This window comes from Amycolatopsis sp. GM8 (assembly GCF_021653975.1).
Lineage (GTDB): Bacteria > Actinomycetota > Actinomycetes > Mycobacteriales > Pseudonocardiaceae > Amycolatopsis_E.
The window spans coordinates 13,444-39,682 of the sequence record NZ_JAJKFK010000010.1 but is presented as its reverse complement, the minus strand read 5'-3'; the positions used below and the strand labels follow the sequence as shown (position 1 = coordinate 39,682).

22 protein-coding genes are annotated in these 26,239 nt (G+C 67.3%); 10 read left to right on the top strand and 12 right to left on the bottom strand.

Annotation, left to right across the window (positions count from 1 at the left end):
* Positions 1-8: 8 nt before the first annotated feature.
* Complete coding sequence (locus LOZ83_RS34535; RefSeq protein ID WP_236796059.1) at positions 9-1,220, top strand: cytochrome P450; 1,212 nt, start codon at positions 9-11, stop codon at positions 1,218-1,220.
* Here the strand turns inward: LOZ83_RS34535 and LOZ83_RS34530 are convergent.
* The gene (locus tag LOZ83_RS34530; protein ID WP_236796058.1) at positions 1,195-2,958 is read right to left on the bottom strand and encodes a helix-turn-helix domain-containing protein; all 1,764 of its coding nucleotides are present in this window, start codon (positions 2,956-2,958) and stop codon (positions 1,195-1,197) included. The genes LOZ83_RS34535 and LOZ83_RS34530 overlap by 26 nt on opposite strands.
* Before the next feature lie 145 nt (positions 2,959-3,103).
* Between LOZ83_RS34530 and LOZ83_RS34525 the strand changes: the two genes are divergently transcribed.
* Together LOZ83_RS34525 and LOZ83_RS34520 are read left to right on the top strand one after the other, a co-directional pair.
* Positions 3,104-4,492 (top strand): MFS transporter, encoded by a 1,389-nt coding sequence (locus tag LOZ83_RS34525; protein ID WP_236796057.1) that lies wholly within the window; start codon positions 3,104-3,106, stop codon positions 4,490-4,492.
* 43 nt (positions 4,493-4,535) lie between these two features.
* Positions 4,536-6,134, top strand: coding sequence for a tannase/feruloyl esterase family alpha/beta hydrolase (locus LOZ83_RS34520; protein WP_255826664.1), 1,599 nt, complete (start codon positions 4,536-4,538; stop codon positions 6,132-6,134).
* Here the strand turns inward: LOZ83_RS34520 and LOZ83_RS34515 are convergent, their stop codons facing one another.
* From LOZ83_RS34515 to LOZ83_RS34475, 9 genes are all read right to left on the bottom strand, one after another.
* Positions 6,135-6,545 carry a nitrile hydratase accessory protein gene (locus LOZ83_RS34515; RefSeq protein ID WP_236796055.1) on the bottom strand — a complete coding sequence of 137 codons (411 nt, stop codon included), beginning with the start codon at positions 6,543-6,545 and terminating at the stop codon, positions 6,135-6,137.
* The gene (nthA, locus tag LOZ83_RS34510) at positions 6,542-7,144 is read right to left on the bottom strand and encodes a nitrile hydratase subunit alpha (protein ID WP_236796054.1); all 603 of its coding nucleotides are present in this window, start codon (positions 7,142-7,144) and stop codon (positions 6,542-6,544) included. Before nthA ends, LOZ83_RS34515 begins: the two co-directional genes overlap by 4 nt.
* Before the next feature lies 1 nt (position 7,145).
* Positions 7,146-7,844, bottom strand: a complete 699-nt coding sequence (nthB, locus tag LOZ83_RS34505) for a nitrile hydratase subunit beta (protein WP_236796053.1) — start codon at positions 7,842-7,844, stop codon at positions 7,146-7,148.
* Positions 7,841-9,394 carry an amidase gene (locus LOZ83_RS34500; RefSeq protein ID WP_236796052.1) on the bottom strand — a complete coding sequence of 518 codons (1,554 nt, stop codon included), beginning with the start codon at positions 9,392-9,394 and terminating at the stop codon, positions 7,841-7,843. Before LOZ83_RS34500 ends, nthB begins: the two co-directional genes overlap by 4 nt.
* Positions 9,372-10,193, bottom strand: a complete 822-nt coding sequence (locus LOZ83_RS34495; RefSeq protein WP_236796051.1) for a CbtA family protein — start codon at positions 10,191-10,193, stop codon at positions 9,372-9,374. Before LOZ83_RS34495 ends, LOZ83_RS34500 begins: the two co-directional genes overlap by 23 nt.
* 17 nt (positions 10,194-10,210) lie before the next feature.
* Positions 10,211-10,423 carry a CbtB-domain containing protein gene (locus LOZ83_RS34490; RefSeq protein WP_374202755.1) on the bottom strand — a complete coding sequence of 71 codons (213 nt, stop codon included), beginning with the start codon at positions 10,421-10,423 and terminating at the stop codon, positions 10,211-10,213.
* A gap of 116 nt (positions 10,424-10,539) precedes the next feature.
* Positions 10,540-11,952: a substrate-binding protein gene (locus LOZ83_RS34485; protein ID WP_236796050.1), complete on the bottom strand. Its 1,413-nt coding sequence runs from the start codon at positions 11,950-11,952 to the stop codon at positions 10,540-10,542.
* A 16-nt stretch (positions 11,953-11,968) separates the two neighbouring features.
* Positions 11,969-12,310: a helix-turn-helix transcriptional regulator gene (locus LOZ83_RS34480; RefSeq protein WP_236796049.1), complete on the bottom strand. Its 342-nt coding sequence runs from the start codon at positions 12,308-12,310 to the stop codon at positions 11,969-11,971.
* 272 nt (positions 12,311-12,582) lie between these two features.
* Positions 12,583-13,053 (bottom strand): VOC family protein, encoded by a 471-nt coding sequence (locus LOZ83_RS34475; RefSeq protein WP_236796048.1) that lies wholly within the window; start codon positions 13,051-13,053, stop codon positions 12,583-12,585.
* 119 nt (positions 13,054-13,172) lie between these two features.
* On the opposite strand from LOZ83_RS34475, the gene LOZ83_RS34470 reads away from it, so the two are divergent.
* From LOZ83_RS34470 to LOZ83_RS34455, 4 genes are all read left to right on the top strand, one after another.
* Positions 13,173-14,318, top strand: coding sequence for an acyl-CoA dehydrogenase family protein (locus LOZ83_RS34470; protein ID WP_236796047.1), 1,146 nt, complete (start codon positions 13,173-13,175; stop codon positions 14,316-14,318).
* A 147-nt stretch (positions 14,319-14,465) separates the two neighbouring features.
* The gene (locus tag LOZ83_RS34465) at positions 14,466-16,019 is read left to right on the top strand and encodes an acyl-CoA synthetase (RefSeq protein WP_236796046.1); all 1,554 of its coding nucleotides are present in this window, start codon (positions 14,466-14,468) and stop codon (positions 16,017-16,019) included.
* 146 nt (positions 16,020-16,165) lie between these two features.
* Positions 16,166-16,933 carry an alpha/beta hydrolase gene (locus LOZ83_RS34460; protein ID WP_236796045.1) on the top strand — a complete coding sequence of 256 codons (768 nt, stop codon included), beginning with the start codon at positions 16,166-16,168 and terminating at the stop codon, positions 16,931-16,933.
* Entirely contained in the window at positions 16,930-17,715 is a 786-nt protein-coding gene (locus LOZ83_RS34455; protein ID WP_236796044.1) for an enoyl-CoA hydratase-related protein, read from the top strand. Before LOZ83_RS34460 ends, LOZ83_RS34455 begins: the two co-directional genes overlap by 4 nt.
* Here LOZ83_RS34455 and LOZ83_RS34450 read toward each other — a convergent pair.
* Positions 17,707-18,402: a TetR/AcrR family transcriptional regulator gene (locus LOZ83_RS34450; RefSeq protein ID WP_236796043.1), complete on the bottom strand. Its 696-nt coding sequence runs from the start codon at positions 18,400-18,402 to the stop codon at positions 17,707-17,709. The two genes, LOZ83_RS34455 and LOZ83_RS34450, sit on opposite strands and share 9 nt — an antisense overlap.
* 143 nt (positions 18,403-18,545) lie before the next feature.
* Positions 18,546-21,110: a CaiB/BaiF CoA-transferase family protein gene (locus LOZ83_RS34445; RefSeq protein WP_236796042.1), complete on the bottom strand. Its 2,565-nt coding sequence runs from the start codon at positions 21,108-21,110 to the stop codon at positions 18,546-18,548.
* A 373-nt stretch (positions 21,111-21,483) separates the two neighbouring features.
* Between LOZ83_RS34445 and LOZ83_RS34440 the strand changes: the two genes are divergently transcribed.
* The 3 genes from LOZ83_RS34440 (at position 21,484) to LOZ83_RS34430 (ending at position 26,216) form a co-directional block, all read left to right on the top strand.
* Positions 21,484-23,433: an NAD(P)/FAD-dependent oxidoreductase gene (locus LOZ83_RS34440; protein ID WP_236796041.1), complete on the top strand. Its 1,950-nt coding sequence runs from the start codon at positions 21,484-21,486 to the stop codon at positions 23,431-23,433.
* 193 nt (positions 23,434-23,626) lie between these two features.
* Complete coding sequence (locus LOZ83_RS34435; protein WP_236796040.1) at positions 23,627-25,186, top strand: sugar ABC transporter ATP-binding protein; 1,560 nt, start codon at positions 23,627-23,629, stop codon at positions 25,184-25,186.
* Entirely contained in the window at positions 25,176-26,216 is a 1,041-nt protein-coding gene (locus LOZ83_RS34430; protein ID WP_236796039.1) for an ABC transporter permease, read from the top strand. The genes LOZ83_RS34435 and LOZ83_RS34430 overlap by 11 nt, the downstream gene beginning before the upstream one ends.
* Positions 26,217-26,239 lie beyond the last annotated feature (23 nt).

Below are 26,239 nucleotides of genomic sequence, written 5' to 3'. Positions count from 1 at the left end.
AGGCGAACATGAGCGTGGACCAGAGCGACCGGCCGGGCCCGGAAACGGGCATCGAAGGCTGGAGTTGTTACACCGCGACACCCGCACGATCGATGGCGTTGTTCGAGGAGACCCGAGCACGGCGCCCGGTGGCGCACAGCGATGAGCACGACGGCTTCCACGTCCTCGTCCGCTACGACGACGTCAAGGAAGCCACGGCGGATCACGAGACCTACTCGTCGGAACCGCAGGTGCTCCGCCCGATGTTGCCACGCAAGCCGATTCCCGCCCTCGAGATGGACCCGCCCCGGCACCGGACGTGGCGGGCGCTGTTCAACAACGCGGTCAAACCGCGCACCATCCGGGAACTGGAACCGCTGGTGCGCGCGGACATCGGCCGGCACATCGACTCGTTCATCGAGGACGGGCACACCGATCTGGTCACGTCACTGGCCGAACCCGTGCCCGCGGAGGCGATCTGCCGGCTGGTCGGCATCGACGACGAGCTGGTGCCGGAAATCCGGGAGCTGGCGCTGGCGATGTTCGCCGCGCAGGGCGATCCGGAGGAGTTCGGCCGCCGCCAGGCACAGTTCGGCGCGGTGACCGTGCGGGAGGTGCACAAGCGGCGGGCCGAGCCGAGGGACGACTACCTGACCGAACTGGGGCAGGCCGACGTCGAGGGCCGCAGGCTGGACGACGACGATCTCGTGGTGCTGCTCGCGGCCTTCCTCGGCGCGGGCCACCACAGCACCACCTCGGCGATGTCGAGCCTCATCCGCGAGGTGTTCTCCGCGCCGGACATCCTCGCCGGCGTCCGCCGTGATCCGGCGAAGATCCCGGCCGCGGTGGAGGAGGCGCTCCGGCTGCGGCCGCCGTTCTACGGATTCTTCCGGCGTGCCGCGAAACCGGTCACCGTCGCCGAGGTGGCGGTCGGCACCGGCGACGACGTCTATCTCGGCTGGGCCGCCGCGAACCGCGATCCCGCGATGTTCGCCGACCCCGGCGAGTTCCGGTTGGACCGCGACCGCAACCGGCACCTGTCGTTCGGGCACGGCGTGCACGTCTGCCCGGGTGCGCCACTGGCCCGGATGGAACTGCGCGTCGCACTCGAAGAACTGCTGCGGCGGACCCCGGACCTGCGGATCGAACTGGCCGAGCCGGTCTACGAGTTCGGCGGCGGCGACTACGCGTTCCTCCCCGCCCTGCCGGTGTCCTTCACTCCTGGGACACGGTTGCCCTGAGCTGGTGCAACCGGAGGCCCAGCCGCAGTTCCAGGTCGTTCTCCTGACGCCAGTCGACGCCGAGCACATCGCTGGCCCGGTCGAGGCGCTTGAGCAGCGTGTTGACGTGCACGTGCAACGCCCGGGCTGTCGCCGCGACGTTGGCGTGGTGGGCGTAATAGGCGCTGAGAGTGCCGACGAGATCGGCGCCACGTCGCTGGTCGTAGTCCAGGAGCGGGCCGATCGTGCCGGCGATGAAGCGGTCGAGCTCGCGGACCCGTTCGGTGTCGAAGATCAGCGCGTAGAGGGCGTACCGGCCGGTTGTGGCGCCCAGGTCGGTGTTCCCGATCGCCCGCATCACGGCGCCGCAGCGGCTGGCCAGTGAGAAAGCGCGTGCCCAATCGTGGTTGACCGCCCGTTCTCCGGCGACGACAACGGGCACACCCAATGCGCCGCGAAGCCGGCGGTGCACCGCCTCGACGGTCCGGTCGTCGTCGGCGCTGGGCAGGATCAAGGTCGCCCTGCCCAGATGTTCGCCGGCCAGCCCGGAACAGTCCCGGGCGATGTCGTGCAGGTGGTGGGAAAGATCGGTGGACGACACCGCCGGGGACTCCGCCACGACGACGAGATCCAGGCCGTCGGCGTCGATGTTGCGGGCCCGAGTGCGGGCGCGCTGGGCGGGGCTGATCCCGGGGCCGCCGACCATGAGCTCGGTCAGCAGCTCGCCGCTCAATCGCTCGCTGGCCTCGGCGATCGCCCGCTCCTTGAGGATGAACAGGCCGAGGATGTGGGTGGCCCGCTCGAGGGTGCGCAGGTCCATCCCGTCCGGCACACCGTGGCCGGCGGCCTCTCTGGTCCATACCAGTGCGCCGAGGTAACTGTCGCCTGCCTGGATCGAAGCCACACTGCGTGCGATTCCCGCGGTGTCGACCGAAGTCGTGCAGCGGCCCGAGCGGCGTGCGTCCTCGGCGGCATCGGCGAGGTCGGGCTCCGAGGGCGTCCGGCACGGGCTCGACGCCGAGCCCCGGCGGACGAGCGCGGCACCGGTCCGGTCGAGGAGGGTGACGCTGCCGCCCAGTTGATCGGCCAGCAGCTGCGCGACTTCGCCCGATGTCCCGCCCCCCAGCACGACACCGGTCAGGGCTTCGTGGATCGCTTGCGCGCGCTCGATCTTCCGGTACGCGATCCGCAGTTCCGCTAGGGCGGTCCGGCTCGCGTCGTACAGCCGGGCATTGTCGAGGGCGACCGCCGCATGATCGGCGAAAGCGCTCAGCAGCGCGATTTCGTCGGCCTGGAAGGAGCGCTCGGAGCGGTCCGCGGCGAACAGGGCGCCCACCGCTTCGCCCCGGATGACCAGTGGCACACCGAGAAGCGCGACAAGGGCCTCGACATCGACGAGGCGGTCGAAGTTCGGATCGTGGTCGATGAGCGTCGTGGCGGCGTAGTTGCGCACCCAATGCGGGCTGCGGGAGGCCAGCACCTTGCCGCCGAGCCCGACATCGGCCGGGATGCACGCGGCGCGGAACGAGGCGGAAATCGTTCCCTCCGACGCTTTCGCCGACAGTCTGCCGTCCGCGCCGACCAGCGACAGATAGGTGAAGTCCGTGCCCATCAGATCGTGGGCGTGGTGCACGATCGACTGCAGTACCGCATCGAGCTCGCCGAGCGCGGTGAGCGACTTGGCGGTCGCGTACAACGACGCCAGTTCGCGCTGCCGGCGCAGGAGCGAGCGCGGCTCGTCCCCGGAATCGCTGGCCACAGTGCCATCCTTCCGCAGCGTCGGGTGGGAGAAACCCCCACCGGATCGGCGCGAGGTGTGGGTGGTCCACACCTCAACGACAGGGTAATGGCGCCCTAATATGACCGCCATCACTTTGCCTGCGCGATCGACGAAGGCGGCATTTATGGCAACCCCGCTCGCCCAGCCCGAAGGACAGTCCGGCCAGGTCGACGCCGGCTCGTCCGCACTCCCCCGCCGGTCCTTCCGCAAACTCCTCGCCGCGGGGCTCATCGGGAGTTCGATCGAGTGGTACGACTTCTTCCTTTACGGCACCGCGGCCGCGCTGGTGTTCCCCCATGTGTTCTTCCCGCACTCCTCACCGCTGATGGGAACGCTGCTCGCCTTCAGCACGTTCTGGGCCGGCTTCGTGGCCCGTCCGATCGGCGGGGTGCTCGCCGGGCACTTCGGGGACAAGTACGGGCGCAAACCGGTCGTCGTCACCTGCCTGGCACTCATGGGGGCCGCGACGTTCCTGATCGGCTGCCTGCCCAGCGCGTCGGCCGCGGGCGCGCTGGCCCCGACGCTGCTGGTCATCCTGCGCTTCATCCAGGGACTCGCGACCGGCGGCCAATGGGGCGGCATCGTGCTGCTGCTCACCGAGTCCGCCAGCCCCAAGCGGCGCGGCTTCGCCGGCACCTTCGGGCAGACCAGCGTCCCCGTCGCCGTGATCATCTCGAACCTGATCTTCGTGGCGGCCAGCGGACTGATGCCGAACGACGCCTTCCTCAGCTGGGGCTGGCGGATCCCGTTCCTGTTCAGCATCGTGATGTTCTCGGTGGTTCTCTACATCCAGACCAAGGTGGAGGACACGCCGGAATTCCGCGAGCTGCAACGGGAGGCGGCACAGTCGGAGAAGGCGGTGGTCCGGGCTCCGCTGGCACAGGTCGTCCGAAGCAAATGGGGAACCATCCTGCTGGGGTGCGGGCTCCTTTCGGCCACCAACAGCCTTTTCTACGTCAGTATTTCCGGGCTCCTGAGCTATGGCACCGCGTCGCTCGGGCTGGCGCGCAATCCGCTACTCGCCGTGGTGCTGGGCAGTTCCGTGGCGATGCTCGTGATCATCCCCTGGTCCGGCCACATTTCGGACAAGGTGGGTCGCCGGCCGCTGATCCTGATCGGTGGTCTGGGCGTTGCCGTCTGGGCCTTCCCGTACTTCGGGCTCGTCGACACCGCGTCGCTGCCGCTGATCTTCGTCGCGGTGGTGGTGGGTTTCGTGTTCCAATGCCTCACCTACGGCCCGATCGCGAGTTTCCTCGGCGAACTCTTCGCGCCCGGCATTCGCTATTCGGGCGCCTCGCTGGCCTACCAGCTCTCCGCGATCATCGTCAGCGGCGGCACGCCGTTCCTCATGACCGCACTCATCGCCGAGACCGGGAGCACCGTGCCGGTCGCCGTCTACATCATGCTCATGGGGCTGATCACCTTTGCCAGCGCGTGGTTCCTGCCCGAGACGAACCCCGCCGAGATCCGCGACCAGCCCGACGTCATCCCGGGCACGCAACTCTACCGCTGAGAGGACCAGCGTGAGCACTCGCCGGCTCGCCATCCTGGCGACCATGGTTCTGGTGGCAGGAACCATCTTCAGCGCCGGGCCCGCCACCGCGACGACGACAGTGCCGGGATGTACTGGACTGGACCACCTGAAGATCCCGGCGTCGGTGATGAGCCTGCCGACAACGGGTGGTCGCGTCGAGTCGGCTTCGGTCATGACCAGCGTCGTCAGTGGCCAGACGATTCAGTACTGCCAGGTCGAGGCCGACCTCTTTCCCGTCGATCCGGCCGCGCCCAACATCAAAATGCGCCTCGATCTTCCCGATGACTGGAATCGCAAGGCGATGATGTTCGGGGGCGGCGGCTACAACGGCAGCATTCCCGATCTGACCCAGAACGTGCCGTTCGGCCCCGCGGACCAGCCGGTGCCGTTGGCCCGGCGCTATGCGACGTTCGCCAGCGACTCCGGCCACGAACAGAACCCGGCGGCCCCGCCGTCACTGGACGGGTCGTTCGGCGTGAACGACGAGGCCTTGAAGAACTTCGCCGCCGGTGACGCGCTCAAGAAGACGCGTGACGCCAGTCTGTTCCTCATCCGGCACGCCTATGGCACGAATCCCGCCGAGGTCTATTTCGCCGGAGGTTCGACGGGCGGCCGCGAAGCCCTCACTGTCGCGCAACGATGGCCAACGGCGTTCGACGGCGTGATCTCCGCCTATCCCGCCTGGAACAACCTCGCCGAAATCCTGGATCTGGGCTACCTGGCGCAAGTCCTGTCCCGGCCCGGCGCTTTCCCCGGACCGGATAAGCAAACACTGCTCTACAACAGCGTCATTGCCGCATGTGACGGCCTCGACGGCGTGAAGGACAACGTCATCTCGAATCCAGGTGGCTGTCATTTCGATCCTCACACGCTTCGCTGCCCGGCCGGTGCCGATACCGGTCCGGGCTGCCTGTCGGATCCTCAGATCGCGGCCGTGATCGCCATGTCCTCCCCGTTCACGTGGCCGTACCGGATCGCCAGCGGCGAGACCGGATATCCAGGCTTCCCGTTCCTTTCCGGGTCGGACATGAGGACGCCGTTCCTCGGGTTCGGCACCACCCCGCCGGCCAATCCCATGCCGGTGACGAGCGGCTACGGCATGCAGTACTGGGATCAATGGGTCAAGTACTTCCTGACCCGGGACCCTGCCTACAACTCCCTCGACCTGGATCCACGGCATCCCGGGAAATGGCTCGACCGGATCAGCTATCTGTCCACAATAGAGGACCGCAACAATGCGGATCTCCGCCCGTTCGCCCGCGCGGGTGGCAAACTGATCCTGCTCCACGGCGCCGCGGACGAACTGGTCTCGCCCCTCTCGACGAGCGACTACTACCGGCGAGTGCTCGACACGATGGGCCCCGGGGCAACGCACGCGTTCATGCGGTACTACGTGGTGCCCGGGGCCAACCACGCGAACTTTGGCACCCCGGCGTTCGCCGCCGGCTGGGACTCGCTCTCCGCGCTCGAGCACTGGGTCGAAAGTGGACAGTCACCGGCGAGCCCGGTCGTGGCCGACGTGAACCACAACCGGACTCGCCCACTGTGTGAATATCCTTACTGGCCAAGGTATCGCGCCGGTGATCCCAACAGCGCCCCGAGCTTCACCTGCACGCGGTGATCACGTACGGCTGATCGCGGGTGAAACCGCGACCGGCTCACGGTGTGCCTTGTGGTGGTTGGCATTACGCGGTGTGGCCAGCACGACCCGGGTTTCGTCGTCCAGCAAGGCTTCGGACAACAGGCCCCGGCTCGACAGCACGGTCTCCAGTGCGGTGACCCAGTGTTCGTAGTAGCGCCACGGTTCGCCGCCGTCGCCCTGTTCCCAGCGGCGGATCGCGTCGACGAGCGAGAGCTGGAACTCGCTCCACTCGTAGTGACCGTTGTGGTAGGCGGCCACGGCCATCGCGAACGCGCGCAGCTCCCACGGCTGGTCGAAAGCCTGCTCACTCCCTCCGGGCAGATCGCACACGAGTGCTTCCACCCGCCGGCGGGCGTCGCCGAGTTCGGTGGCGTCCTGCCGCGCGGTCACGACGCCACCGCCCCGACGCCGATCATCGAATCGCGCGTCACGAGCGCTTCGAGTTCTTTTTCGCTCAGGCCTTCCGTGCCCGGCGGGCGCTCGGGCAGCACCCAGTAGCGCAGTTCGGAACTGGAGTCCCAGACCCGGATCTCGACGTCGTCCGGGACACCGAAGCCGAAGTCCTCGGCGAGTACCTTCCGCGGCTCGCGGACGATCCGGGACCGGTAGGCCGGCATCTTGTACCAGTTGGGCGGCAACCCGAGGACGGGCCACGGGTAGCACGAGCACAGCGTGCAGACGATGACATTGTGGACGGTCGGCGAGTTCTCGACGACCACCATGTCCTCGCCCTGCAACCCGCCGATCCCGAGCTCGGCGCAGGCGGCCGTCGCGTTGTCCAGCAGGCGCGCCTTGAACTCCGGGTCGGTCCACGCCTTCGCCACGACCTTGGCGCCGAGCTGGGGGCCGACCTCGTTCTCGTAGATCTCGGCGAGCCGGTCGACCGCGGCGGCGGTCATCACGCCCTTCTCGATCAGCAGGGCTTCGAGCGCCTTGACCCGTGCGGTGATCTCTTCCTGCGTGCGCAGGCGGGTGTCGGTCGGTCCCATCTCAGGCGGCTCCTTCGGTCGTGGCGAGGGTCAGATACGGCTCCCAGACGTCGAAGTAGACGACGCCCTTGGGGTCGGCGCTCCCGGCGCCCCACAGCTCGGCGGCCGTGAACCGCACGGTGTAGACGTGTTCGGGCGCGTCCTCCCCGCCGTTGCCGGCGCTGTCGGGGTAGATGAACGTGCCGTGCGCGCCGGTGATCTCCCCGGTGCGCCCGCGGATGTAGCGGGCGCGGCGCGTGTGGCCCGCCGGGCTGTCGGTCTTGACCGTGACGGTGTCGCCGACCTTGAACGCGGGTGGCTTGTCCGACTCCCGGGCGGCCGGGGCGCCGCCCTTGACGGCCGCGTCGACGAACGCGAGCAACTCGGGGTCGTCGCGTTCGGGCAGTGGCGCGTCCGGGTTCTCCAGGTAGAAACGCGTCCGCTCGGCGAGTTCTTCGGGTGTGATCATGCCCGCCCGCTCGGCGTAGAACTCGGCGGTGTGCGCCCAGTGCTCGTAGTAGTTGGACAGCAGGTACTCGGCCGGGTCCATCTGCTCGATCCCGTGCCGGAACATGTCCACATTGAACAGTCCGGCGCGGAAACACGTGGCGAACAAGGCGAACGCGGCCTTCTCCCACTCGGCACGGAAAACCGGTTCCTGTTCGGGCGGGAGGACGGGGCCGAGCCCGTCCGTGCCGCCGAGATCGAAGACTCCGTTCATGCGCTGCTCCCCGTGGTCGCGGCGACCGGTGGCATCGGAAACCCGCCGGCCGCCTGTTCGTAGGTGTGCGCCACACGCAGGACGGTGGCGTCGTCGAAGCGTTTTCCGATGATCATGAGTCCGGCCGGCAGCCCGGCCACCAGCCCGGCGGGCACCGAGCACGCGGGATGCCCGGTCACGTCGAACGGCGCGGTGTTGCCGATCATCGACAGGGCGGTGTCGAGATAGTCCGGCAGCGAGACGTCCGCGGGCGGAATTTCCCTTGCGGTGTAAGGAAGAGTGGGCATTACGAGCACGTCGTACTCGGCCAGCGCCGCGTCGTAGGCGGCCCGCAGTTCAAAGGCGAGCTGACGCGCCATCGCGTAGTACCGGCCGCCCGCGACTTCGTAGGTGTAGCGCCCGGAAAGCCCGACGAGCTTGACCGTCTTCGACAGGTCCGCGCCGTGCTCGCGCCGCCCGCGGGCGAAATGCTCGATCAACTCGGGATCGTAGAACTCGTCGACGTTCATCCCGAACGCGTTACCGTCGATCATCTGGTACGCGGCGCCTTCGGTCGCGATCACGTTCCACACGTGCATCGCGTCCAGATGCCACGGGATCGACACCTCGCCCACCACGAGCCCGGCGTCGCGAAGCGATCCGGCGGCGGCCCGGACGGCCTCGTCGACACGCGCCTCGGACACCGGAGTGCCGAAGCCCTCGGTGACGATCCCGACCCGCAGCCCCGTCGCGGGTTCCGCGAGCGCGGCGAGGTAGTCGGCCGGCTCGATCGTGCTGGGCTGCCGCGAATCCATCCCGTCAACGCCGGCCAGCACCGTCAGCGCGGCCGCGGCATCGGTGACGCTCCGGGTGATCGGGCCCAGGTGGTCGATGGTCCGTTCGATCGGGAACGCGCCGGTGTAGGGCACCAGCCCATATGTCGGCTTGTGGCCGACGAGGCCACAGAACGCGCTCGGGATGCGGATCGAGCCGCCCTGATCGCCGCCGAGCGCCAGGTCGACCTCACCGGTGGCGACCAGCGCCGCGCTGCCGCTGGAGGAACCACCGGCGTTGCGGCTCTCGTCCCAGGGATTGCGCACCGGTCCCGGCCAGGAGGTGAAGCTGCCACCCGAAAAACACAGGTCCTCGCACACCGACTTGCCCTTGATCGTCGCCCCGGCTTCGAGCAGCCGGCGGACCACCGTGGCGTCGCGCAGCGGCACGAACCCTTCGACCGTGCGGGAGCCGTTCATCATCGGCACGCCCGCGACCGCGACGTTGTCCTTCACCGCGACCGTGCGCCCCGCCAGCGGGCCCTGCTCCGCGCCCTCGATCGAGGTCGTGACATACCAGGCGCCGAGCCGGTTCCGCTCCGGCGCGGGCGTGGCCCAGGACCGCTCCGGTGGTTCGGGCCGGGTCTTCGCGTAGAGCCTCTCGACGGCGTCCGAGGCCCCGAGCGTGCCCGCCACCGCGGGCACGTACTCGTCCAGTTCCGCCGGTGACAGGCCGAAACCGTAATGCTCGTCGAGCGCCGCGAGCCTGGCGGCGTCAGGAGGAGGCAAAGCGCCCATCGACTGATTCCTCTCGAATGAGTTCAGCGGCCCGGCCGCGCGCCAGGACCCGTTCCGCGAGCGGTCCGAACACCAGGCCGAAACTCGCCCACAGCACGAGCTGTCCGGCCACAGTGGACAGCCGGAACGCGGCGAGCACGTCGGCCGGGAATGCCGGGTACACGATGGCGCCGTCGGCCGACCGCGCCGGTCCGGGCACCTCGGCGAACGACGGCAGCAGCGCCAGCACGACACCGGTCACCACGACGAACGCGGCACCGGCGACCAGCGACGCGTTCCAGTTCCCCAGGCGCGGCGCGAGCCGGCGGCCGAGCCACACCGCACCGCCGAGCGCGATCCCGGTGATGACGATCGCGAGCAGGTAGCACGTGGTGCGCGAACCGATCGTGTCCGGATGCCCGACCGACGGCGGGTTGGCGGGATACTTCACGAACGGCACCAGGAAGAAGACGAGCAGGCCGGCACTCGCGACGAGCAGGGCCAGCACCCGCGGCCGGATCCGGCCGACCCGGCCGAGCGCCACCGTGAACACCACACCGGCGAGCGTGCCCATGGCCAGTCCGAACAGGATCACGCCCACGCCCAGCCCGAACGTGCCCTGCACGGTGCGGCTGAACAGTTCCACACCCTCGTCGTGCATCCCGACGGAATCCACAGTGGACAATGCCGCGTCACGACCACTTTCGTAACCGATCGCCGCCTCGATGGACGGCTCGGCGAAGATCCGGGAGAACACGAACGTCAGCAGACCCGCCAGCGCACCGGCCAGCATGCCGCGAAAGACCAGGTTCCGGCCCATGGTTCACCCATTTCCGTTCAGTGACAGGGGAAACCGAGGAAGTGGCGGGCGTCGTGCACGAACTCGTGCACGTGCGAGTCGCTGCCGAACACCGATGTCGCACCCTGGTCGATGCCGACGAAGTAGTACAACGCCAGCGCCAGGAACACCGCGCCGGTCAGCCACAACGCGGCTTTCGACGCGGAGAGCACGACCGGGGTCGGGGAAAGGGCTTCAGCGGAAGCAGTCACCAGAGACCTCCTCACCGGGGCGGGGAAAGCGGCCCGGCTCGAACGAAGTGGACATCTCAAGCTAGAAGCCGCCGCGCTGACATGTCAATAAGAACTGACCTATTGACGTGTTACGGTCAGGTAAGCGCGAACGCCGTGCCCTTGGCCTCGAACAGATGCAGCGGCTGGACCGCACTGTCCCCACCGGACAACGTGACCGTGCCGCGCGGCAGTTCGAACCGGCCACGCCGCATCTCGTCCGCGATCAGCTTCGGTTCCTCCGCGCCGACCCGGCGCGCGACCGACCACCACATGTGGACGGCTTCGAACACCGACTCGGTCAGCGTCGACAACGGCGGGGCCCAGCGGCCGAATTCGCTGCGGTAGCGGGTGAGCAGCGCGTCATTGCCCGCGGTGGGCAACTGTTCGAAGTAGCCGGACACCGCGTAGAGGCCGCGCGCCGCGTCGGGCCCGACCCGTTGCAGAGTGGACTCGTCCATGGCGGGGGCCAGGGTGAGACACCGCTTCCCCAGCCCCGCCCGGTGACCCTGCCGCTGGAACTCGGCCGCGTCGGCGCCGACGAACGTCGACAGCACGATCTCCGCGCCGGAAGCCAGAATCGCCTCGATGACGGGCGAGAAGTCCTGCGTCCCCAGCGCGGCGAACCGCTCCCCGACCAGCCGGGCGCCGAACCGCGGCAGCACCTGACGGGCTGCCGCATGGGTGCTGCGCGGCCAGCAGTAGTCGTTGCCGGCGAGGAACCACCGCCGCCCGCCGGCCGCGCGCATCATCCGCGCCGCGGCCGTCGCGAGCTGGTCCTCGGGCCGTTCGCCGTACTGCAGGCGCAGCCGCCCGGATTCGCCGCCCTCGTTCATCAGCGTCTGCACCACCAGGACGTCGGTCCCGGTCAGTGCGCGCGAAACCGCGACGAACGTGGCCGACGTGGTGGCGACCAGCAGCGTGCGGCAGCCCGCCCGGACCAGCCGCCGCGCCTCCGCGACCCCGACCGCCGGGTCCGTCGCGTCGTCACCGACGACCAGCTCCACCGGCCGCCCGTGGATCCCGCCCTCGGCGTTGACCTCCTCCAGCGCGAGCGCCGCGAGATTGTCGGTGGCCGCCGCGAAGAGGTTGCCCGGTCCGGACTTGCTGGTCAGCAACCCGAGTCTCGGGTTCGGGGATTCGCGGCGTCCGGCCGGGAAACCCCGCCGCCGCAACAACCATTCCAGCCCGGACTCGTCCAGTTCGGCCACCAGCCGGACGGTCGTGCCGCCGCGGTCGGGCCGGAAGCGGAGTTTGATCCGCCCGCGCCACGGCTGGTCGTGCACGATCTCGAGATACTCCTCCGGCCGCAGTGCCCCGATCCGGCCGATGATCTCGACCACGTCGGCACCGCCCAGCGGTGCCCGCAGGCTCACCGCCGACCCGGTCTCGACCCGGTCGCAGACCGCGTCGAACACCCAGCCCGCGCCCGCACCGGCGCCGAAGAGGCCGAACGTCACACCCCGCGGGGCGGCGGTCCACTGCTCCGCGTGCAGCAGGAGTGCAGGCATGGGGGCACCATCCGGATCAGGCAGAACGGATATCGCGATCGGTCGTCTTTCCCCTGGCGTCCGCCGCGCGCCCGGCATCGGCCAGCGCGCCCTGGAACAGCGAGTGCAACATGTCGATGACGTCGCGCGCCGGGCCGGTCGGGTCGATCGAGTAGTAGCGGAACCGGCCGGCCTTGCGCTCGGTCACCAGTCCCGCGGCACGCAGCACCCGCAGGTGGCTCGACACGCCGGTCCGGCCGACGCTGTCGATGTTCTCGACCAGTTCCCCCACGCTGCACTCCGCACGCTCGGCCAGCACCCCCAGGATCTGCCGGCGCACCGGGTCAGCGAGCGCGTCGAACGCCAGCTCTGTACCCACCGGTCATCGTCCCCTCCATAGGTCAGCGAAGATTGACATATCAAGGGTAACCCAGCAAACCACGGCTGGGCCCCAAGGATGTCTCAGCGTCGCCGAAGTCGGTGTCGCGGAAGCAGGCGCGGCGGCGCCGAACGCCCTGGTCTCCGCCGAGGTCGTGCCGTGGCGGCCGCATCATCGCGATCGGCGACGAGCCGTGGGCGACAAGGCAGAGGTCGCGTCGTGGCCGCAGCGGCTCCACCGCGAGCACCACCCAGCGCGGAACCGTGCGAGGCCTACCCGAGGCGGAACCGTTCGACGAATTCGATGAGGGTGCCGTCGGGGTCGCGGATGAACGCGATCCGCCGACCGAGGCCGGCGGCGACGAACTCGGTCGGCGGGCCCGCGAGGGGCACGCCCAGATCCTCGAGTTCCCGCAGGGTCTTCGCCAGGTCGGGGACCCGCAGCGCGATGCGCGAGAGGCCGGCATCGTTGCCGTTGCGGTGGACGCGTTCGCCCGCCTCGGCTCCGAGGTACTGGATCAGGTCGATGTAGGAGGTCCGGTTCCGGTCACCCCACGCCAGGAAACAGCCCCGCCACTTCCGGGCGCCGGGCGAGCCCATCGACGCGCCGAAGGTGGGCCCTTCGTCCGAGCTGCCTTCGCCGATCACGCTGGCGCCCAGCACCCGCGTGTAGAAATCGAGCGACTCGTCGAAGTCCGAGCACACGACGCAGACATGAATCATGTGACTGGCAGTCACCGGCATGGCCAACCCCTTTCCCGTGGCGCTCACTATAACGTACGGGGTTAGTTCGATATAGTCGAGCCGGACCGCCCGGCACGCCCGGCGCCGGGCGCTGACAGGCTCGTGGGAGTTGATCAGTTGTGCAGAGGCAGATCTTCGAGGCGGAACACCACGCGTTTCGTGACTCGGTCACCTCATTCCTCGATCGTGAGGTGATCGATCGGTTGCCCTCCTTCATCGCCGACCGGCAGATCCCGCGCTCCTTCTGGCGAGCCGCCGGCGACGCGGGTCTGCTGGGACTCGAAGCCCCGGCCGAGTACGGGGGCGGCGGTTCGGCCGACTATCGCTTCAACGCGATACTCGTCGAGGAATTGGCGAGGGTCAGCGCCGGGCTCGCGTCCGTGGTCGGGCTGCAGTACGCCATGGCCATGCCCTACCTGACCAAGGTCGCCACCGAGGAGCAGAAACGCCGGTGGCTGCCCGGCGCCTGCTCGGGAGAGATCATCCTGGCCATCGCGATGACCGAACCGAGTGGCGGTTCTGACCTCGCCGCGCTGCGGACGACCGCGGTCGAGACCGAAAAAGGGTGGCGTATCAGCGGATCCAAGACGTTCATCACGAACGGCGGTTCCGCGGACCTGATCATCACGGCGGCGCGCACCGGCGGGACGAAGGCAACCGACAGCATCACGCTCTTCGCGATCGAGGCCACGGATGCCGGCTTCTCCCGGGGGCGCAAGCTGGACAAGGTCGGCCAGTCGGAGGCCGACACCGCCGAACTCTTTTTCGACGACGTCGAAGTGGGCCACGACCGCGTCCTCGGGGAGGTCGGCCGCGGGTTCGTGCACATGATGTCGCTGCTGCCCTGGGAGCGGCTCAACGCGGCGTGCGCCAACCTCAGTCACACGCGCCGTCACCTTGCCGACACGCTCGAGTACGCGAAGCAGCGACGCGCCTTCGGATCGAACATCGGATCGTTCCAGGCGAACAAGTTCGCGTTCGCGGAGATGTTCACGCAACTCGATGTCAGCCAGGCCTTCGTCGATCACCTGATCGTCAGCTGCAACGGACCGGGCCTCGATCCCACCGACGCCGCCAAGGCCAAGTGGTGGACGGCGTCGGTGCAGAACGAGGTGATCGATCGATGCCTGCAGATGTACGGCGGGTACGGGTACATGGACGAGTACCCGATCAGCCGGGCCTGGCGGGACGCGCGGGTGACCTCCATTTGGGCCGGTTCGAACGAGATCATGAAGGAGATCATCGGGCGCGGCCTGGGGCTGTAGTCACCGGTGAACCGCCGCCTTGACAAGGCCCGGTCCGCCAACCAGACTATTACGTACTAAACCCGTACGTTGCACGATCACGTCGGGTCCGGCGAGGGTGCCGCGCAGCCCTGAGCCGGTCCGCTGAGAAGGTGAAGGGAGCCGCGAGTGTCGTTCGTGGCCAACGCGCGCAAGCATCCTGGGAAGACCGCAGTCATCCTGGGTGACACCGGAGACTCGATCACCTACGGCGAGCTGAACGACCGGTCCTTGCGGTTCTCGCAACTGCTCCGCGTTCGCGGCCTCTCGCCGGGCGACACGGTGGCCCTGTTCATGGATTCGGGCCTGCGCTTCCACGAGATCCTTTTCGGCGCGCTGCGAAGCAATCTGTATGTCGTGCCGATCAGCAAATACGCGACCGCGGAAGAGGCGGCGTATCTGGTCCAGGACTGCGACGCGAAATGTGTGGTCGTCTCGGCGCGGCTTCGCGACATCGCCGAGCAGTTGCGCGCGCAGTGTCCTGCTGGGACGGTCCTGCTGTCGGTCGAGGGCCCGGTCGACGGCTATGACGGCTACGAGAACGCCGTTGCCGGACTCCCCGCGGAACCCACCGCCGAGGTCGAGATACTCGGTGACTGGATGCTCTACTCCTCTGGCACGACCGGCCGCCCATTGGGGATCCGCCGGCCGTTGCGGCACGAGCCGTTCGATGGCCCCCTTCAGGTGGACGAGTCGGGCGCCCAGCTCTACGGGCTCGATGACCAGAGCGTCTTCTACACGCCCGCACCGCTCTATCACTCGGCCCCGCTGTGCTACACGTCCGCAACCCTGTCGCTGGGCGGAACCGTCGTGATCTCCGCCAAGTTCGACGCCCGGCGGTCGCTGGAACTGATCGAGCGCTACCGGGTCACGACGGGGCAATGGGTTCCGTCGATGTTCGTGCGCATGCTCAAACTTCCGCGCGAGGTGCGTGACAAGCTCGACGTGAGCTCACAACGGCTGGCCGTACACGGTGCCGGACCCTGCTCCAGGGACACGAAGCAGGCGATGATCGACTGGTGGGGCCCGATCTTGGTGGAGTACTTCGGAAGTACCGAGTTCACCGGCCTGACCCGGTGCGACAGCCAGGAGTGGCTCGCGCATCCCGGCACGGTCGGGCGCGCGATCCTCGGCACACCGCACGTGTGCGACGAGTCCGGGCGCGAATTGGCGGTGGGCGAGACCGGCTTGATCTACTTCGAGCGCGACGAGATTCCCTTTGCCTACCACAAGAATCCGGGGCGGACCGAGGAGACCATCCACCCGGTCCACCGCACGTGGACACAGGTCGGCGACATGGGGTACCTCGACACCGACGGCTACATCTATCTGGTGGACCGCGCCTCGTTCATGATCATCTCCGGTGGCGTCAACATCTACCCTCGAGAGATCGAGGACGTTCTCATCGGTCATCCCGCCGTGGCCGACGTCGCCGTTTTCGGCGTCCCCAACGAGGAAATGGGCGAGGAGGTCAAGGCCGTGGTGCAGACAGCGCCGGGAATCGCCGGCGGCGATTCGCTGAGCCGGGAACTCATGGAGCTGGCCCGGACGCGGCTCGCCGCGTACAAATGCCCGAGGTCGATCGACTACATCGACGCGATGCCACGACAGGACACCGGAAAACTGTACAAACGCATTCTCCGCGACGCCTACCTCGCTGCCGGTTCGGCGCGGCTGCCGTGACGGTCGACGTCGTACCGGCGGCCATGCTCGAATTCCTACGGGCGCTCAAAGTACCGGTTGAGGGCGGGCTCGACGAACTCATGCTGACCTTCGACCCCGTCATGAACGCCCGGCCCTGGCCCGCGGCGGGCACGAGCTGGCGTGACGTGGTCATCGAGCCGGCATGGGATGACGCCGACACGTTGACGGCGGAGGTCGTCGCTCCTGCCGGCGACGGCCCGCACCCGGTACTGCTGCACTTCCACGGTGGCAGCTGGCGATACGGGAGTGCGGGATCCCATCGCCGGCTCGCGCGAGAGTTCGCCGCCCGGGGTCTGCTGGTCGTGATGCTCAACTATCGGCTGGCTCCCCGCTTCCGCTTTCCCGCCCAGATCGAAGACGGGCGGGCCGCGATCACGTGGATCGAAAAGGAGATCCACCGGTTTGGTGGCGACAGCTCGCGACTGGCGCTCAGTGGCGACTCCGCCGGCGCCCACATCGCCGGCGGCGTGTGCGTCGCCGAGTCGATGGACCGGGAGCGCAGTCCGGTCCATGCGTTCGTCCCGATGTGCGGCATCTTCGACTATTGGGCCAGCTTGCCGGTGATCGGATCCGTTGTGGGCCATGGGTTACCGGCCGGGATGACGCAGCCATTGGTGGCGAACGGAAGTCTCGAACGGTTGCGAGACGATCCGCTGCTCAATGTCTTGAAAGCGGCAGCACAGCTGCCGGCCACGTACATCCTGTGCGGCAGTGAAGACCCGTTGCTCCCGCAGTCACTGGCACTCGCCGATGAACTGGCCCGCGCCGGCGTCCCCCACCGCCTCGACGTCGTCGAAGGCGCACCGCACTCATGCGTGCAACTTCCGCAGTTGCCGAGCACCGCACCGTCCCTCAGCCGGGTCGCCGAATTCGTAAGAGGAGTTTTCTCATGACAGAGCTGAAGAACATCGACATCTCGATCAGTGACGCGATCGCCACGGTGACCCTGAATCGGCCACCGGTGAACGCCGTGACCCAGGAGATGTACCGCGAAATCAGGGCGGTTTTCTCCGACGAGAACACCTATCTGCCCGATGCCCGGGTGGTGGTGCTGACCGGTGCCGGAAAGCATTTCTGCAGCGGAAACGACCTAACCGAATTCCAGACCATGACGTCGGAGAACGCCGCTGCCCGGATGGAGACCGTGCGCAACGCCTTCTTCGCGATCCGTGACTGCGTCCTGCCGGTCATCGGCGCCGTCCATGGTGTCGCCGTCGGCACCGGACTGGCGATCGCCGCCTCGTGTGACGTCGTCCTCGCGAGTCGCGACGCCACGTTCTCGCTGCCCGAGGTCGGCGTCGGGGTGCTGGGCGGCGCGAAGCACGCCACCCGGCTGGTGCCGCAGAACGTGGTCCGGTACCTGCACCTGACGGGAGACGCCCTGACCGCCGAGGCCCTGGCGCGGTACGGCGGAGTCCACGAAGTGACGTCGAACGAGGACCTGATGCCCGCGGCCTACCGGCTGGCCCGGCGGATGAGCCGGCACAGCGCGATCGCCCTCCGGTACGTCAAACGCAGCCTCAACGGAATCGAATTCATGGACACGAAGAGCGGATACATCTTCGAGCAGGGCCTGTCCGGGGAGATCGCCGATCACCCGGACGCCAAGGAAGCCGTCAACGCGTTCTTCGAACGTCGCGAGCCGAACTATTCGAACACCCTGGCGCTACCGTGAACCTTGCCCGTCGGTGAGCGGTTGCCGCCCACGCCGCGTCCGGGGCGGCCGCTGCCGCTCGCTGAGATCCATTCCCGCGCCCTCGACCGCCAGTGCGACGAGCGGGCGGATGAACGCCTCCCGCGCCGGTTCGTCCAGCAGCAGTTCGGGGTTGGACATGACGCGGGTGTAGACGGCGCCGTTGATCACTTCGAGCAGCAGGTTCCCGTTGGCGGACTTCTCGACCTCGCCGCGCTTCACGGCACGCCGGACGATCTGCCGTGCGGCCTCCGACAGGGGAACGGAGACGCGCTCGCGGTAGATAGGGTCGAGTTCGGGATAGAACTTCATCTCCACCTGCAGGCGGGCGTACGTAACGCCCACGACGGACTCCCACCAGGCGAACAGGGTCCTCGCCCAGGAGACCAGGTCCTCGCGGAAACTGCCGTAGTCGGTGGCGACGAACTCCCGGCTCAACTGCTCGATCGAACCGCCGAGCAACTCTTCCTTCGAATTCCATCGCAAGTAGACGGCCGGCTTGCCGACCTTCGCCTGTCTGGCAACGGACTCGAAGCTGAAGCCCACCCAGCCGTCGCGCGCGTAGCACTCCAACGCGGCCCGCATCAGGCGGTTGTCGATGCTGGCGTCACGCTTGCGCCCAGGGCGGCGCGCGGGCGAGGTCTCCTCGTCGCGACTGTTGGTACTCACAATCCCTGCTCTCGTCGAAGTATTGCCCCAGTCGGTGTCGACACGACAGCAATCAGGGTAGACGTTCACAGTATGGCCCGGCCGGCCGGGCCAGATTGCGTACGACCAGCGGCCGATATAAGATCGCGGAGAGCTCGTCCCGCCTAGATGACACCCTGGTTCCGAAGGTCCGCCATTTCCTCCTGGGAGAGGTTCAGAATCCGGCTGAGTACTTCGCTCGTGTCCTCGCCGTAGTTCGGGCCGTTACGCCGCCGGGCTCCGCCCATGCATGCCGGCGTTTCACTGAACGTGACCGGGTGCGTCCGCACGGGCCAGGTCCCGTTCTCGCTCTGGGGAAGCTCTACCTGCCAGCCCAGTGCACTGAGCTGCGGGTCGTGGTCGACGCGGTCCTCCGCATCCTGGGCTGCCCCGGCGGGGACGTTCCTCTCCTGCAGCGCATGCATGAGCTCGTAGCGGTCCCAGTTGGCGGTCTCCTGCCCGATCAGCCGGTCCAAGTCCGTTTGGTTCCCGAGGCGGTCGGCCAGTGTTTCGAATCGTAGGTCTTTCGCCCAGTTCGGGCTGCCGAGCACGTCGATCACCGCTCGCCAATGGTCCTCGGTGAAGCACGAGATCGCTATCCAGCGATCCTCGCCCGCCGCCGGGTAGATTCCGTTCGGCGCAGCGGGCTTGGCGGGCGAGCGATTCCCGTACCTACTCCAGGTCCTTCCATTGACGGTGAAGTCGAGGATCGCGGTCCCCGTCAGGTAAAGGCCCACCTCGACCTGAGAGGCATCGATATACATTCCTTCGCCCGAAGTGTCCCGCCGATAAAGAGCCGACAGCACTGCCGTGGTCACGTTGTACGCGCCGAACCAGTCCAAATAGGAGTAGCCGATCCCGGCCGGCGGCCAGGGTTTCGCGAAGCCGGACATGTCCGTCAGGCCCGCGAAGGCTTGGGCGGTGGGGCCGAACGCCTTCGCCGCGCCGTAGGTCCCGAGTTGGCCGAGGCCCGACTGCTGCACGTAGATGATCTCGGGGTTGAGTTCCTTGAGGCGTTCGTATCCGAGGCCCATCCGATCCATCGTGCCCGGTGAGTATCCTTCGATCACGACGTCCGCATCGGCGACGAGATCCTCCAGGATCTTCTTGCCACGCGGATCCTTGAGATTCAGCGAGATCCCGAGTTTTCCCGCGTTTATTTCCATGTAGTTGGCTGACTGGTTGACCGTGTTCTGCACCGGGATCTGAAGTGGGCCCGTGGCCGCGTGGCGCTCCGCACGTCCGCCGGGCGGGTAGACAACCGGAGTGAAGCGCATTCCGTCGAGACGGGACAGGTGCTCGACCTTGATGACTTCAGCCCCGAACGCTGCGAGGAACCGGCCGGCACCCGCCGACGCCAGCATCCAGGACAGGTCGATGACACGAATGCCCGACAACGCGGCGCTGGGCTCCGACGCAGTCGATTTCGGAGCCCGGCGGTAAACCAGCGTAGGGCCCAGCCGTTCTGTGCCCCAGTCTTTTCTCACCTCGTCGTTGTGCTCACCCAGCCGCGGTGCTCGGCGGTCGAGCTTCCACATCGCTTGGGCGGAAACCCAGCGGGCGCCCATATACCTGAAACTCTTGCCCAATTCGGGATGCTCGACGCTCGTGAAGGTCGCACGCACTTTCCAGTGTTCGTCTTCCAGGTTCTCTTCGGGTCGCCGAACCGGTGCCCACGACAGGCCGGCAGCCAGCATTTCGCGCCAGAGTTCCCTGTCCCAGGTGAACCGGGCGATGAGCCGGTCCATCACGTCGGCCAATTGCTGGCGATGTTCCGCACGGTAGGCGGGGTCCTCCCAGCTGGGATCGTCCAGCTCTGCCTGCATTCCGTACTTTCGCAGGGTGGCGATATCGGTGTCCCAGCTGCTCGGGAAGTTCTGGACATACGTCGCATAGGGCAGCAGGTAACGGCCGTCCTTGGTCGGCGCGATCGCACGGACCGAGAGGTCGTGGTTCGAGTGGCGGCCGGTCTGGCGGTATTGCGGGCGGCGGAGAACGACCCAGTTGGGTATGTCCATCTCGGTATTGGCGGCGTTGGCCTGGTGCACCGAGGTCGACAGGTACTGGCCGCGACCGGTGGCGAGCCGGAAACGCACAGCCGCGAGCAGCGAGAAAACCGTGCATTCACCAGCCACGTGGTATGCCTGCCACATTTGCGGCGCGACCGGCGGCGTGTCGTAATGGAAGAACGGATCCGGATCGTAGCCCGAGTTCATCACCATACCGCCGAGGGCGAGATGAACGAGATCACTCCCGGCATACCCGGCCCAGGGGCCTTCTTCGCCGAATGGGGAAATGTGTGCGTAGACCAATCCCGGGGCCGATCGCCGCAGGTCTTCATAACCGACCTGCCGCGCCGCCAGGTAGCCGTCCGGTCGTGCGTCGAGGACCACGTCGGCCACCGCGGCCAGCTTCTTGAACGCCTGCTGCCCGGCCGCCGAGTCGAGATCCAGCGACACCCCACGCTTGCCGTGGTTGTAATGCCAGAAGTGGAGACTCCGCTCCGGGCCGGGCTCATCGTCGAGGAACGGGCCGTACCACCGCGTTTCTTCACCGTGTGGCGGCTCGATCTTCACCACATCGGCCCCGAGCCCGGCAAGGACCTTTCCGGCGTACTCCCCGAGCTCGTTGCCGATCTCCAGTACCCGGAGCCCGTTGAGGTAGGTTCCCGCGAAGTGGCCTCGGCTCATCGCTGCAATACCCCTTCGTATTTACGTACGACAAGCGTAGGATTTAACGTGGATCGAGTCAACCGGCACTTTCGCATTGACCAACCTCGTCTCGGCCGAGACCCGGGAGCGGTCTACTTCTCGTCGATCATCGGCGCCCGGCCGGCCGATCGACCCACTCGATCGTCTTCGGCGCCGCCTTCTTCTCGGCGCCCGGCCGAGGCCTGTTCGCCACGCTGGTCCCGCTCAGGCGGAAGCTGATGCGGGGCTTCGCCTGACCGGTGACAATATTGCGTACGGCTAGCGTTCGATATATGGTCTCAGTGGGCTTGTCCTTTCGGGCCGGGCGGTCCCCTACCCGGCTTCCGCTATCAGACAGAGGTTGCCGTCGCCTATGCACAGCTTCGATCCGTCCGACGTCCGTTTGCGACTGGACGACCACCAGCTTCGGCGCGCACTGGCCGGAGCCAACCTGCCGACCCTGCAGCTCGTGATGACGCTCTTCGAGGGCGACGTGACCTGGCTTTCCGGGGACTACGCGCCCACTCGCAGCCGGGGCGCCGGCGACCACGATCAGTCCGGGCTCGCCGCGACCGTTCGCGCACCGTTGCTGGATCGCGCGTTCACCATTCTTCGCGAATGGCGCGACGGAGAGCGTGACCTGCCCGAACCCCCGGACGACAAGACGCTCGTCACCTGGATGGGACTCTCGCTGGGCGAGGAGGTGCCGGCCGAGTACGGCGCGACACTGGCCGAACAGATCGGTTTCAAACGCGCCTTCGACATCCCGTGGCCGAGCGGCGAGGCGCCCCCCGAAGCGAGCAGGCTCCGGATCCTGGTGGTGGGCGCCGGACTCGCGGGCATCGCCACCTCCGCGATGCTCACCTCGCTGGGCCTGCGGCACGACATCATCGAACGCGGTGCGGAAATCGGCGGAGTGTGGCGCGACAACCACTACCCGGGTGCCGGGGTCGACACACCGTCGCACCTCTACAGCTACTCGTTCGCGCCGTCGCGAGAATGGAGCCGTTACTACGCCAAGCAGCCCGAGATCCTGAGCTACATCGCCGAAGTAGCCGACGAACTGGGCGTCGGGCAGCGGGTGAAACTCCGTACGGAACTCGTACGGGCGAGCTGGGACGAGGCCGCGAAATGCTGGCGGGTCACACTCGACGAGCAAGGTCAGGAGGTCGGCGCCGCCTACGACGTGATCATCACGGCGGTGGGATTTCTCAATCAGCCTGTCGTACCGTCGTTTCCCGGGATGGACACCTTCGAAGGCCCGATGTTCCACTCGGCCCGGTGGAATCACGATGTGGACATCCGGGAAAAGCGTGTCGCCGTCGTCGGAACCGGTGCGTCGGCGATGCAGATCGTGCCGACGATCGCGGATTCGGTCGCGAGCGTGACGGTGTTCCAGCGCTCTCCTCAGTGGGTGATACCGAACGAGAACTACCTCAAGTTCCTCCCAGAGAGCGCAAGAATCCTGATGCGGCTGGTGCCGTACTACGCCGGTTTCTATCGCGCCAGGCTGATGTGGCTCTTTCAGGACAAGCTGCTCGACTCCCTGCGCAAGGACGCCGCGTGGGAGCACCCCGAGCGGGCCGTCAGCAAGCGAAACGACCGGCACCGGGAAAGTCTGACCCAGTACGTCGATTCCGAACTGGGAGACCGCCAGGACCTGCGGGCGGGCGTCCTGCCGACCTACCCGCCATACGGCAAGCGGCCGCTGATGGACAACGGGTGGATGCGGGCGCTGCGCAAGCCCAACGTCCACCTGGTCGAAGACGCCGTCACCGGCTTCGACCGCACCGGTGTCGTCACGAACTCCGGCGAACATCACGAGGCGGACGTCGTCGTGCTGGCGACCGGGTTCCACACGAGCCGGATGCTGTGGCCGATGGACATCGTCGGCAAGGACGGCAGGTCGATCCGGGAGGCGTGGGGGGTGGACGATCCGCGCGCGTACCTGAGCGTCGCGGTCCCGAAGTTCCCGAATCTCTTCCTCGTCGGTGGACCGAACTCCGGGCTCGGCCACGGGGGAAGCATTCTCTACAACATCGAATGCGCCATCGCCTATATCGGCCGGTTGCTCGTGAGCATGGCCGGCAACGGCTACGCGTCACTGGAAGTGCGCGAGGAGGTCTCAGACGCCTATAACGCTCAGCTCGACGCCGAGCACGACAAGCTGATCTGGACCCACGAGCAGGTGCGCACCTGGTACAAGAACACGACCGGGCGGGTCACCGGCATCATCCCGTGGCGCGGCGTCGATTTCTGGGCGATGACCCAGGAACCGGACCTGGACGACTATCTGGTCGAGCCGGCGCCGGATCGCACCTGAGGGTTTTTCTTTTCAGGCCGAGAAAAGTCATTGGCAGACACCACCACCTATTGCGTACGCACATCGTTCGTTATAATGTGTACCGACGTCGCAGCGCCGCGAACGTGCTCACCTGTGGTCCTCCGGGCAGTTGGCGATCAGTGCTGCTGACTCCTGCTTCATGAGCAGGAATCGATGCCGGCAGGAGGCAATGGTGAATGCACCAGCAGGAAAGCCGCGGCTCGAGCTCAGCGCCGTGTCCAAGACATTCGAAGGCACCCGTGTCCTTCATGACGTCTCGATGCGCATCGCGCCGGGCGAGGTGCACGCACTCATGGGCCAGAACGGATCCGGCAAGTCCACGCTGATCAAGATTCTGGCGGGCTTCTACAAAGCGGACCCCGGCGCCGGCGTGGTCGTCGACGGCCGGCCGCGGACATTGGGCGACCCCGAAGACATCCATCAGGCGGGCGTCCGGTTCGTACACCAGGATCTCGGCCTGGTGCCTGCTCTTTCCGTTGTGGACAACCTCGCGCTGGGTCACGGATACACCACCGGTTTCGGCGCCCGGATCGCCTGGCGCCGGCAACGGGAGGCGGCCGCGGCCGCGCTCAGCGCGGTGGGTCATGAGCTTGACGTCCGCCGGACGGTGGACGAGTTGCACCCGGTCGAACGGACCGCGGTAGCGATCGCCCGGGCGCTGCAGAGCGCTCGCGGCGAGATGTCGGTGCTGGTGCTGGATGAGCCGACGGCGACCATGTCGAAGAGCGACGTCCGACGTCTGCTCTCGATCATCAATGCCGTACGCCGACAAGGCGTCGGCGTGCTCTACGTTTCGCACCACCTGGAGGAAATCTTCGAGATCGCGGACCGGGTGTCCGTATTGGTCGACGGACATCGGGTGGCCACCGAGCGCTGCTCGGATCTCGACCTGCGCTCACTGGTGGACTTGATGACCGGCGGTGTGGTCGACGCGCCCGAAAGGCCCAAGCTGGAGCCGAAGTCCGCGCCCGGAGAACGGCTGCTGTCGCTGGAAAAGCTCAACGGCGCCGAAATCGCCGGCTTGGACCTGCACGTCGGGTCGGGCGAGATTGTGGGCGTCGCGGGTATCGCCGGCTCCGGTCGCGAAGAGCTGTGCTCCCTGATCTTCGGAACCCGGCCCCGCGAAGGTCGCGTGACCGTTCGGGGCCGCGAACTCCCTGGCGCGCGCCCGGACAAAGCCTTCGCCCTCGGCTTGGCATTGGTCCCCGCGAACCGGCTGCGTGACGGCCTTGTGGCCGGCCTCAACGTACGCGAAAACATGAATCTCACCACCGTCAGGTGGCTGGTCCGGCACGGCCGTATCCACCCGGGGGAAGACCGGCGTCAGGCCGCGAAGATCGGCACGAGAGTTTCGCTCAAAGCACCTTCGCTGGAAGCCCCGATCGAGACCCTTTCCGGTGGCAATCAGCAGAAGGTCGTCTTGGGCAAATGCCTCCAAACCGATCCCGGTGTCCTGTTGCTCGACGAGCCCACCCAGGGTGTCGACGTGGTCGCGAAGGCGGAGATCCACCACCTGATCGATACGGCGGCGAGCCAGGGGGCGGCGGTACTGGTGTGTTCCTCCGACGAGACCGAACTCGAACGTCTTTGTGATCGGGTGATCGTGCTCCGGTACGGGCGGGTCGTGACCGAGTTCCGCGGCGCCGGGATCCAGAGCCGGCGCCTGGTCCGGTCGAGTCTGGGGCTCGATTCCGAAAAGGACACCGAAGGAGCAGCGGGCAATGACCTCTAGCAGCCGAACTTCGAAACTGCCGACCGGCAACGCCACACCGACCCCCAGTCCGCCGAGAACGAAGTCCGCCGGATTGCTGACGTCCTTGCGCCTGGACACGTATTCCGGTCTCTATCTGGCCGTCATTCTCGTGCTCGTCTTCACGGTGCTGTTGCCCGACACGTTCGGAACCGCCAGCAACGCGCGAGTGATCGCGAGCAGTGCCAGCATCTCCGGGATCCTCACCCTCGGCGTCGCGGTATCGATGGCTGCCGGCATGTTCGACATCTCCCTGGCCGCCAACATGACCTTCTCGATCGGTCTCCTCGGGGCGCTCCTGACCAAGACGGACCTGCCGTGGCCGGTTGCCGTCCTCCTGACCGTGGCGGCGGGCGCGCTGATCGGGATGGTGAACGCCGCGATCATCATCCGCCTGGGCGTCCAGCCGATCGTCGCGACGCTCGGCATGTCTTCGGTCCTCGCAGCCGGGGTGTTCTGGGTCGCCGACGGCAAATCCGCTCTCCTCGACAAGGTGCCCGCGAGTTTCACCGACGCCGGAACGGCGACGATCGCCACCATTCCCATCACCGTCTACTACCTCGCGGCGGTGGCTCTGGTGCTGTGGTTCGTTCTGGAGCACACCCCGTTCGGCCGCTATCTCTATGCCGTCGGGTCGAACGCCCAGGCCGCGAAGCTCGCCGGCGTCAAGGTGGTGCGGGTGCAGGCGATCTCACTCATGATCGCCGGCACATTGGCGGCAGTGGCCGGCGTGGTGCTCACCATGCAGCTGGGATCGGCGTCCTTCGGCGCCGGTGCCGCCTATCTGCTCCCCGCCTTCGCGGCGACGTTCCTCGGCAGCACCCAGGTCATCCCAGGCCGGTTCAATGTCCGCGGCACCATCGTCGCCCTCTACCTGCTGGCGATCGCCGTCAAGGGCCTCGAGCTCCAGCTCCCCGACCTGCCCTGGATCAAGGATCTGGTGGAAGGACTGGTTCTGATCGTCGCCGTGGGTATCACGGCACGAGCCATTCGCCAGCGCGGGACCCGGTGATCTCGACCGCGCTGAACAGAGAA